Below are 9034 nucleotides of genomic sequence, written 5' to 3'. Positions count from 1 at the left end.
TACCAGGTACGGGTGAGAGGCGGTACGAACGGCGTCGCAGAGCTCCGCCCTCCAGTGGCAGGAATCATGGAGGGGCGAGCTCCTGCGAGCCCGAAATCTACCCGCATTCACCCGGATTTGGTATGAGGCCGCCGGGTGCGCAGGCGGCGTAAAAAAGGGCCTGTTGCTCATGGTGCGCCTTCTGGCGCCCGATTCAGATTCGCCGGCCTCCGGCGGCGGCCGGATCGTTCAGCGAAGAAACTGGATCCGGGCATGGCGCCAGAGTATCGGCCCAGCATCGATGTAGTCCCACCATATCGCCGCGTCGCATCGAGGCCCGTGCAGCCAGCGGCATGAATCCGGCAGAGAGCCTGGCGCCCGCGGCTCGGGAACGAGCCGGGGGCACGGTCCGGGCCAGGGTTCGGAAGGATCAGGCCGGCGCGGAAGGGGCACCTCCGGCGCTATGGCTCCGCCCACTCCAGGCGGAGGAGCGGGCAGGGGCGTTGCTCGCTGGTGATGTAGATCGCCTTGCCGTCCGCCGTGTAGCAGAGCGACTCGGCCTGGCGCATCCGGGGGAGGCGGATCGTTTCGGGCGGGCGGCGGAAAGCGTCCGCCCAGCTTTCCCCGGGGGCGCGCGGGAAGCGGTAGGCGTTCTTGTACGTCAGCACGGAGGCGGCCGAGCCGTCGGGCGCGAAATCCATCGCCGTGACCTGCGAGCGGAACCGGCCGTTTTGCCGGTCCTCCGACAGGTCCTCCGCGGTGGGCCGCGGGATATGCGGCACCGTCGCGACGCGCCGGGCGGTGCGCACGCCCCCCGTGGCCGCGTCCTCCAGCGGCAGCGAATACAGCACCGGCGGATGGTCGCGCTTCGAGAGCAGGTAGATGGCGCCTTCGCCGGAATCCACGGCGACGGCCTCCACGTCGCGCGGACCGTCCTCGTAGACGAAACGGATCGTGTGGAGCACGGGGATCGCGCCCCGGACGGCCGCGAGGCCGGGCGGGACGGCCGGCTCGCCGACGATGTGCAGGGCGCTATCGGGGTGCACGGCCTCGTTGTCACCCGTGTCCGCGATCAGCAGGCACGGCTGGCCGTTCCAGTCGAAGGCGTCGATATCCTCCCAGTCGCGGTTCGTGACGCCGACGACGGCGAAGACGGCCTTGTGAGAGCCGTCCAATCCCGCGGCGTACAAATCGGGCGGATTCGCGCTGTCCGTGAGCCCCCAGAGAATGTCGGGCCGCCGCCGCGAGGCCGCCAACCCGCTGACCTCCTCCAGTTGCTTCGCCTCGAGCAGCCCCGCATGTACGATCCGCGGCGGCGCCGCTTCCTGGGCCCGAAGCGCGGCCGCCCCGGCCAGGAACACGAGGCCTATCGCCGGGATCCCTCTCATGGGCCGCCGGCTAGTCCGCCTTCGGCTTCGAACCCTCGGCCAGCCGGCCGGTGTTTTCCGCGATGCGGAAAATGGCGATCACCATCTCGCACCAGATGCGGAGGAGCAGCACGGCCGCGATGAACAGGATCGGTGTGATCACGAGGGACCAAAGGCCGCCGCCGAAGCCGTTGAAGCGAAACGCCCAGACGATCCGCTGCAGTCCCGCGACGGCTGAAAAAATAATACCGAGCACGAACACCACCTTGATCAGCCGGGTTGTCACGAATTCCGTGAACGACAGGTCAAAAAGCACCTCGAAAAAACTCTTCTGTTCCATGATGTTCTCCTTCTGTTGGGCCCCCAGGGCCACGGGCACTATAGACCAGTCGAGAGGCCCCCGCAAGGACCGGGCCTGACGGCTTGATTCGATCCGGCGCGTGTGCTTACATGCCGCGATAGCAGGCGGAGAAAACCGGATGGCGAACAGAACAGGCTGGGTGGCGGTGGTGCTGCTCGCGGCGGGCGTCCTGGCCGCGGAGCCGCCCCCGTTGCGCCCGGATTTCACCTATGTCCCCGGCGATCCGCCGACCCCCTGGCTGCGCTACCAGAACCCCGCGGCGCGCTTGGTCGAGGTCTGCGGCTCGTGGGACCAGTGGGCCCGGCGCCACCCCCTTCAGCTCAAGGGCGGCGTGTGGAGCCTCGACTCGCGCGTCCTGCCCGGCCGGTACGGGCAGTACAACTTCAAGTTCATCGTCAACGGCGAGTGGGAGAAGGGCGGCGACCGCACGCTGTTCCTGAACGGCGAAGGCGTCATGGAGAAACAGTCGGACGCGATCTTCGACGCCACCGTGGAGGGGCGCCGCGAGATCCGCGTGCGGTTCCGCGACGAGCTGCCGGAGAACCCGGCCCTGGCCGTCCGCCTCTCGGACGGCAACCCCGTGAAGGAATGGTCCCTGGTCACGACCCCCGAGAAGGGCAGCCTGCAGGGCTACTTCATCTCCGGCCCCACCATCACCTTCGTGTTCGACGAGAAGGCCTACGGCCGCAAGCTCGCCCGCTCGGACAAGGTCGTCGTCGCCGGCAACTTCACCTGGTGGGACGGCAGCGGCGGGGCCAACAACCGGTGGGTCCTGAAGCCAACCTCGGCGGGGACACGGGAGATGACCACGCAGCTCGACGGCCTGCGCCTGCCCGCCGGCGAGGCCGACCTGCTGTTCCGGTTCGTGATCAACGAAAAAGAATGGGTATCCCCGCCCGAGGGCGCCCCGAACGCCGTCACCGATGTCAACGGCATCGAGAACCTGCGGGTGGATCCCTCCCTCCTCGGCGGCGCCAGGCTGCGGATCGTGGCGGAGAACCCGGTCGACCTGACGAAAACCACCGCCGTGATCGTCGAGGGAGCGGGGCCGCGGCCGGCCTGGCGGCTCCTGACGCCCGGCGGCGTGTTCGACACGTTTGTCTCCGAGAAGCCCCTGGGCGCCATCCTGGACCGCGAGCGCGGGTGCACGACGTACCGCCTGTTCGCGCCGCGCGCCGCGCGCGTCTTCCTGAATCTCTACGAAGGCCCGGCCTTCGAAGTGCACAAGCCCCAGTACAAGCGCCTCGATCCCGCGGAGCGCTACCCGATGTGGATGGACCCCGAGGACGGCGTCTGGGAAATCTCCCTGCTCGGCCTCGACGTCGGCCGCTACTACTCCTACAACGTGGACGGGCCGATGGGCAACGGCGAGGGCTTCAACGTCTGGGCCAACGTCGGCGACCCGTACGCCCGCGCCGTCGCGCACGCGGAGAACAACGCCATCGTCATCGATCCCGACGCCACCAACCAGTGGTTCGGCGGCTGGACGGACCAGCACTGGAAAACGCCCGACCCGCAGGACCTGCTGATCTACGAGGCCCACGTCCGCGACCTGACCATGCACCCGTCTTCGGGCGTGCCCCGGGACCTCGCCGCCACCTTCGCCGGCATCCCCGCGACCGCGGGGCTGGGAACCGGGGTGGATCATCTTAACTCACTTGGCATCAACGCGATAGAGTTCATGCCGCCGAACGAATTCAACAACGGCACGCGCGATTACAGCTGGGGCTACAGCACGGTCTACTTCTTCGCGCCCGAGGCCTCCTACGGCCGCGCGCCCCTGACGGGCTCGCAGTACTACGAGTTCAAGCAGATGGTCAACGACCTGCACAACCAGGGCATGGCCGTGATCCTCGACCTTGTCTACAACCACGTCGGCTACCCGAACCTCTTCGCGCTGATCGACAAGAAGTACTACTTCCGGCTGGACCCGGACTTCGAGTACAGCAACTACAGCAAGTGCGGCAACGACGTCCGCACCGAGAACCCGATGGTCCGGCGCTTCATCGTCGACAACATCGTCTACTGGATGAAGGAGCACCACGTCGACGGGTTCCGGCTCGACCTCGCCGAGCTCATCGACATGGACACCATGTACGCCATCGCCGAGGCCGCCCGCCGGGTGAACCCGAACGTCCTCCTCATCAGCGAGCCGTGGAGCCTGCGCGGCGAGAACAAGTACCAACTCCGCGGCTCGGAGTGGGCCGCCTGGAACAACGAGTTCCGCTACGCCGCCAAGGATTTCGCCCTCGGCCGCCACAACCGCGACTGGCTCCAGAAAAAAATCCTCGGCTCCGTGGACACCTGGGCCGCCCACCCGATGCAGAGCGTCAACTACATCGAAAGCCACGACGACATGGCCCTCGTGGACGAGTTCAGCAGCCGCCCGGACAAGGACGGCCGGAACCTCGAGGAGCGCGACGTCGCCGCCAATCGCCTGGGGGCGACCGTGGTCTTCACCTCGCTCGGCATCCCCATGATCAACGCGGGCCAGGAATTCCTCCGCAGCAAGCGCGGCATCAGTAACACGTTCGACCGGGGCGACGACGTCAATGCCGTGCGCTGGACGGACCGCGACCGGCCGATGGCCGCCGAGACGCTGGCCTACTACCAGGGCCTCATGCAGCTGCGGAGGAGCCCCGAGGGCGCCGCGTTCCGGGTCACCAGCCGGCCCCCGGCGGGCTACTACCGCTGGATCATGCCGGACGACCCCCGCGCGCTCGGCTACATCGTCAACGCGCCGAAGCGGCACGACGGCTCGGGCTTCATCGTGCTGCTCAACGCCGGGGACAAGCCCATCTCCTTCGAAGTGCCCTTCCCGCACGGCCGGTGGCGGCTCATCAGCGACGGCATCGGACTGGACCTGAAAGGCATGCCGAACACCAGCGTCCGCGAGGGCGACCAGACCTACACCGTCACCGCCCCCGCCCAGCGCGCGCTGTTGTTCATGGACGGGTTCTGACCGCTCGCGGGAATCCTCGCCTTTCCATGAAGAACACTTCAACTCCTGGAGGGCGAGCGTCCCCGCGAGCCGTATCCCCGCGGGCCGGAAAACACGTCCGCTATTTCGGCATTTTCCGGGAACTCGATCTTGCCTCGATTCGTCCGTCCGGCTGGCTTCGCCGCTGGCTCGAGCGCCAGCGCGACGGCCTGACTGGCCACCTCGATCACGCGGGCTACCCGTTCGACACCCGGGGCTGGCGGGACGATCCCATTCGCCGGGACGGCCGGGCCCTCCGTTCCTGGTGGCCCTACGAGCAGACCGCTTATTGGATCGACGGCATGGCCCGCCTCGGCGCTTTGCTGGGCGACAACGAACTGCTGCGCAAGGCCTTCCGCCAACTCGATCATGTTCTTGATCGCCCTGATGCCGATGGATATCTCGGCCCTGCTGTTCTAAAAAAGAACACAAAAGAGGGGAGATGTGAGCGCTGGCCGCATGCCGTGCTCTTTCGCGCGGTCATGGGCGGAACGCCCGCCGCGAAGCAGTCCGCGGTCCTGCGCAAGCTGACGCGGCACTATCTTTCCAGCACGGAGGCCTTTCACGTCTGGCGCAACGTGTGCAACGTCGAAATCATGCTCTGGGTGTACGGCCGGACCGGAAACCCTCGCCTGCTGGACCTCGCCCGGAAAACGCTCGCCGGCTTCAATCGCCGGCACCCCTCGGCGGCCGCCGGCCTTCGGAACATGCTCTCCCGCGCGCCCGCGCGGGACCATGGCGTGAACTACTGCGAGATCTCGAAGCTGCCCGCCATTCTCTTCCTGCACACGGGCAACCAAAGGGCCCTGCGCGCCTCGCTCAACGCCTGGCGCAAGCTCGCCCGCGATCACGTCCTGCCCGACGGCGTGCCGAGTTCAACCGAGCACCTCCACGGCCGCGCCGCGCACGCGGGCCACGAGACCTGTGTCATCGCCGACGCCGCCTGGAGCCTGGGCTACCTCCTCATGGCCACCGGCGACGCCTCGTACGCCGACTGGATCGAGAACACCGTCTTCAACGCCGCGCCCGGCGCGACGCTGCCGGACTTCAAGGCCCTCCAGTATTTCTCCAGCCCCAACCAGGTCGTCGCCGACGCGAGTGCCAATCACCACGAGCACGGGTTCGGCTGGGCCCACAAGTCCTACCGGCCCAACCCGGCCACCGAGTGCTGCCCGGGCAACGTGACGCGCATCGGCCCGAATTTCGCCGCGAGGATGTGGATGGAGCGGCCCGGCCGCGGCCTCGCCGCGACGTTCTATGGGCCCTCGGTCGTCACGTTCCGCGGCGTAACCATTTCCGAGGAAACAGATTATCCATTCGGAGAGAAGATCGGCTTCGCCGTCCGCACACCCCGGCCCGCGCTTTTTTCCCTGTCCCTCCGTGTCCCCGGCTGGTGCCGCCGCGCGCGGCTGCAAATCAACGGGGCGCCTTTCGCGGGCGCGCTGAAGCGCGGGACGTTCGTCGAGGTGCGGCGGACGTTCCGCGACGGCGACCGGCTGGAACTGGAACTGCCGATGGACGTCCGGCTCGAGCGCCAGCCCGGCGGCGGGGTCTGCGTGCGGCGCGGACCGCTGCTCTTCGCCCTGCCCATCCCGGCCCGCCGCCGGCGCGACCGGCGGGACAAGCGGTCCAGCGACGAGTTCCCGGCGTGGAATCTCCGGCCCGCGGGCCCCTGGAATTACGCCCTGCCGAAAGTTTCCAAACATTGGAAAAACATGGAGGTGATTTTTCCAATGATTGGAAAAAATCGCCAAAAAATTTCCAATGATTGGAAAAAATCCGGGAAATTTTTCCAATGTTTGGAAAATCCGTGGGCCGAGCCGCCGGTCGCGCTGCGCGTCCCCGCCGTCCGCGTCCCCGGCTGGCGCGCGCGCCGCCTGACGGTGCTGCGCGACAAGTGGCACGGCACGCGGCGCGGCGATTTCCTGATGACGCCGCCGCTGCCGGCGGCGGGTACGCTGGCCCACGCGTCGCGGAAGGTGGAATGGATCACGCTGGTCCCGTACGGCTGCACGCAACTCCGGATCGCGATTTTCCCCGCGTCATGAAATCCGACAAGGAGCTCTACCGGCAACTGCGCGGCCTGCCGCGCGACCGGTTGTGGGCGGACGAGGTGCCGCGGTTCAACAGCGCTTCGCCCCGGGAGCGGATGGCCCGGGTGGCGGTGATTCGCGCCGTGGGCGCCGCGTTTGCGTCGTCCGGCACGGCGGCGCAGCGGGCCGAAGTACGATCATGGCTGGCGGGACTGCTGCGCGACCCGCACGAGAAGATACGCCGCTACGCCATGACCGCCCTGCCCAAACTCGGCGCCGGGCCGGGCGAGGAGGCGGAACTGCTCGCGCTGCTACGGACGGCGGAAGGCGACCGCGAGCGGAAATACCTGGGCCGGTCGCTGGATAAAATCGGCGGGCGGGCCACGCTGGAGGCCGTGAAGGCGGCCCGGGGTTTGCTCCCGCAGACCGAGCAGAAGGTCAGGGCCCGCGTCGCGCGCCGGCAAGGCCCCAGTACCATCCGAATGGATCACCTATTTTCCCGGTTCGAGGGATTGCGAATCCACCTGCGCTGCCGGCGCGGGCTGGAAGAGATCGTCCGGGACGAAGCCGCAGAGCGACTGGTGGCGGCCGGCCGATTTCGCGGCATCGAACTTCGGCGCGGCCTGGTGGCGATCACGCCTTCGGCGCCGTTTTCCCTGGCCGACCTGTACGCGCTGCGCTGTTTCAGTACCGTCAACTTCGTCCTGGGCGCCGCTCCCGCGGACGACGTCGAGGCGCTGGCGTCGGCCATCGCGTCGCCCATGGCACGGAGGTTGTTTGACGCTTTCACGGACGGCGCGCCGCGTTACCGCCTGGAGTTTGTTTCCAGGGGCCACCAGCGGGGGGCGGTGCGGCTCGTGGCGAACCGGGCCTATGCGCTGTGCCCGGAAATCCTGAACGACCCCCGGGGCGCCCCGTGGGCGGTGGATATCCACCCGCACGGGCGCGGCCGCTCCGTGGAGTTGCGGCCGCGGCTGGCGCCCGATCCGCGGTTTTTCTATCGCCGGGCCGACGTGGCCGCCGCGTCGCACCCGCCGCTGGCGGCGTGCCTGGCGCGCCTGGCGGGCCGGGCCGAGGGGGAGATCGTCTGGGATCCCTTCTGCGGCTCGGGGCTGGAATTGATCGAGCGGGCGCTGCGGGGCGGCGTGCGGCAGGTGTACGGGACGGATATGAGCCTGGAGGCCTTGGCCATCGCCCGGGATAATTTTGCCGCGGCGAAATTGGAGTCCATTCCCGCGCGGTTCACCTGTTGCGACTTCCGCGAATCTTCGGAGGTCGAGTGGCTGGGCCCGGGGAGCGTCACGCTCATCATCACGAACCCGCCCATGGGCCGACGGATACGCATCCCGGACATGCGCGGATTCTTCGGGGACTTCTTCCGCGTCGCCGCGCGGGCGTTGAAGCCCGGCGGCCGGCTTGTTTTCGTCAACCCGTTGCGCCTCGGGCCCGAGGGAACTTCCCTCCAACTGCAATCCCGGCAAACGGTGGACCTGGGTGGGTTCGACGGCCGGCTGGAAGTGTACCGGAAGATCGGGCGGAGCCCGGCCGCTACTTCTTCAGCTTGATGCGGACTTGGCCGTCCTCGACGCGGAGGTCTTCGATCCCGCCCGCGAAGGTCTTCCAGAATCCCTGGTCCCCGCCGGTTTCGTTCAGCAGGTTGACGTCCTTCATTCCCCCGAGCCACGCGGCCGGCAGCGGGATGCCCATGATGCTCAAGCCCTGGAACACGACTTCCGGCTTTTCGCCGGAGAGCCGCACCTTCAAGCCCGCCCGGACCCGCAGGGTACGTCCGCCGAACACGGGGAAGTCCTCGTCCAGCGGGATCAGCAGTTTGGCGCTCACGAGGTTTTCCGAGAGGTCGATGGCCAGCTTGCCCGCCAGGTCGGTGTTTCGATCGAGCAGGGCGTTGAGCTCTTTTTCGGTGAGGCGGATCGTGCGTTCCGCGCCTTCCTCGCTGTACGGCTCGGGCTCCGGCGCCGCGGGGGCGTTGTTCGCCGTGAAATCCAGCCGTTCCAGCTTGGCCTCGAGCGCCTTCTCCTCGCGCGCGTTGAGGGTGACCGGCTTGAAGGCCGACGGGAAATAAACGGCGCGGAAGACGAAAAAGCTGATGACGGCGGTCAGCGCCACGGCCGCCAGTACGAAAAGGAAGACGTGCAGGCATCCGAAGCGGCGCTTGGAAACAGATTCTGTCATGGAGCGCATGGTAGTCCAAATCCCCGCGGGTTACAACGGGGCATGATTTCCGCTGTAGTTCCGCCGCTCTGTCGGCGGAAATCGCCCGATGTGCTTCGGCGGCAGAGCGCCGGAGCTACAG

General features: G+C 67.7%; 6 protein-coding genes. 3 read left to right on the top strand and 3 right to left on the bottom strand.

What is annotated here, in order from left to right:
* Positions 1 to 440 precede the first annotated feature (440 nt).
* A complete protein-coding gene (locus KA248_08415; protein ID MBP7829926.1) occupies positions 441 to 1367 on the bottom strand; it encodes a hypothetical protein in 927 nt (308 codons plus the stop codon).
* A 10-nt stretch (positions 1368 to 1377) separates the two neighbouring features.
* Complete coding sequence (locus KA248_08410; GenBank protein ID MBP7829925.1) at positions 1378 to 1686, bottom strand: DUF4282 domain-containing protein; 309 nt, start codon at positions 1684 to 1686, stop codon at positions 1378 to 1380.
* A gap of 139 nt (positions 1687 to 1825) precedes the next feature.
* Here KA248_08410 and KA248_08405 point away from each other — a divergent pair, with 139 nt between their 5' ends.
* The 3 genes from KA248_08405 to KA248_08395 are packed head-to-tail and all read left to right on the top strand — an operon-like array spanning position 1826 to position 8285.
* A complete protein-coding gene (locus tag KA248_08405; protein ID MBP7829924.1) occupies positions 1826 to 4669 on the top strand; it encodes a hypothetical protein in 2844 nt (947 codons plus the stop codon).
* A gap of 26 nt (positions 4670 to 4695) precedes the next feature.
* Entirely contained in the window at positions 4696 to 6735 is a 2040-nt protein-coding gene (locus tag KA248_08400; protein MBP7829923.1) for a glycoside hydrolase family 127 protein, read from the top strand.
* Complete coding sequence (locus KA248_08395; GenBank protein MBP7829922.1) at positions 6732 to 8285, top strand: methyltransferase; 1554 nt, start codon at positions 6732 to 6734, stop codon at positions 8283 to 8285. The genes KA248_08400 and KA248_08395 overlap by 4 nt, the downstream gene beginning before the upstream one ends.
* Here KA248_08395 and KA248_08390 read toward each other — a convergent pair.
* Positions 8269 to 8922, bottom strand: a complete 654-nt coding sequence (locus tag KA248_08390) for an arginine N-succinyltransferase (protein ID MBP7829921.1) — start codon at positions 8920 to 8922, stop codon at positions 8269 to 8271. The two genes, KA248_08395 and KA248_08390, sit on opposite strands and share 17 nt — an antisense overlap.
* Positions 8923 to 9034 lie beyond the last annotated feature (112 nt).

This window comes from Kiritimatiellia bacterium (genome assembly GCA_018001225.1).
Taxonomy (GTDB): domain Bacteria; phylum Verrucomicrobiota; class Kiritimatiellia; order CAIQIC01; family JAGNIJ01; genus JAGNIJ01.
The sequence above is the reverse complement of the archived record's forward strand: the minus strand, read 5'-3'. Positions and strand labels throughout refer to the sequence as shown.